This is a genomic window from Paenibacillus popilliae ATCC 14706 (assembly GCF_000315235.1).
Lineage (GTDB): Bacteria > Bacillota > Bacilli > Paenibacillales > Paenibacillaceae > Paenibacillus_B > Paenibacillus_B popilliae.
Genome location: NZ_BALG01000145.1, coordinates 1 through 1,215 on the forward strand (window position 1 = coordinate 1; position 1,215 = coordinate 1,215).

General features: G+C 36.6%; 1 protein-coding gene and 1 pseudogene. Both read right to left on the reverse strand.

The genetic code is table 11. From position 1 onward, the window contains the following. Window positions 1–90: 90 nt before the first annotated feature. Window positions 91–366 (reverse strand): annotated as a pseudogene (locus PPOP_RS10545) (pyruvate kinase); the annotation flags it as partial. 478 nt (window positions 367–844) lie between these two features. Then, window positions 845–1,096 (reverse strand): hypothetical protein, encoded by a 252-nt coding sequence (locus PPOP_RS20570; RefSeq protein WP_006286311.1) that lies wholly within the window; start codon window positions 1,094–1,096, stop codon window positions 845–847. Window positions 1,097–1,215 lie beyond the last annotated feature (119 nt).

Sequence of the window (1,215 nt, forward strand, 5' to 3'; positions counted from 1 at the left end):
TGGTGAGAACTTTCATTCTACACGAATCCGGCCATGGGCCCTTTGTTTTTTATTCCCAGAAGGTGTCGCACTTCATTTTACAATCCGTCTTTTGTAAAAAGATTTTTTTTCATCGGGGGAGTCAAGGGTAAGCAGTTTTTTCATTCCTTCTTGATCACGAAAAATATAAACGGTAACGACCGTATGAAAATCTGCATAGGGGTCTTCAGGGAAACTAGGGTCATAACATTCAATAAATTTTTCTTTGGTTATTTGTTTTGCCGCATATTGTTTTATTAATCTTTCGCCGATTTGATCTAGCGTAAACGGATTAGGGATATGTAGAGTCAGGTACGTTTCATACAGTTTATTTATATCAAGCTGCATTTAAAATCATCTCCTTCTTATTTTTAAACTAGGAAACTAGAGCCAATAAGTAATTTGAACTAGCCCATCATTTTATGGGCAAACCCTTTTTAAGCGACGGATTGTCAAGCAGAAAGAGTAACATAAACATTTACTTTCTGTTTATTTGCCCTTACTGTCCTCGAGATCTCCAATGTGGATTCATTTTTTCTCCTTCTTTACCATCTGTGCCATAAAAAATGTGACCGGTTGCTCTTTTCGCAGCATGATAATGCCAATAATATTTAGTTCCGATATACCCTTTATCCGCATGATTTTCAGGTCCAACGGGTTCCCCACCAAATGATGCTGCTAATTGTTCTGCCGCTTCTTCACTTGTGGCCCAAACCGAAGTATGTTTGTTTTTACTTAACCACTGCTTAGCTTCCTTAAATGTTAATAGACCCCCACTAATGTAAGGAGATATGAATCTTCTGTAACATATTTAAGATAACCCATCTTACAGAAATTTTGTATTGTTACCGGTTTGAGTCCCAAACCTTTGTAACCGATAACCTTCCCTATATCGTTGACGAGCTTTTTCAATGAATGAATCATTTTCAAAATGTATATATCCAGCTAAGTATAATGCTTTTAAGTAGCTTTCAAATCTTACGTTTCCTAGAACTGCATCTTCTTCATCAATTCCCCAAAAGATGTCTGTTTCAAGAGATAATAATTTTGTGCCTATTTGTGTTGTGCCACCTGACATATATACTTGATCATCTGAATTAAGTCAGGCCTGTTGATTAACCAAATTACCCCATATCAAAATAATCGGGATTCTCCTAATAGAATACAATGAATCCGTAACTGCCACTCAACGGGAAG

What these genes read in the sequence shown, in the direction of transcription:
- PPOP_RS20570 (WP_006286311.1), bottom strand. Translation starts at nt 1,096, where the DNA reads ATGTCAGGTGGCACAACACAAATAGGCACAAAATTATTATCTCTTGAA.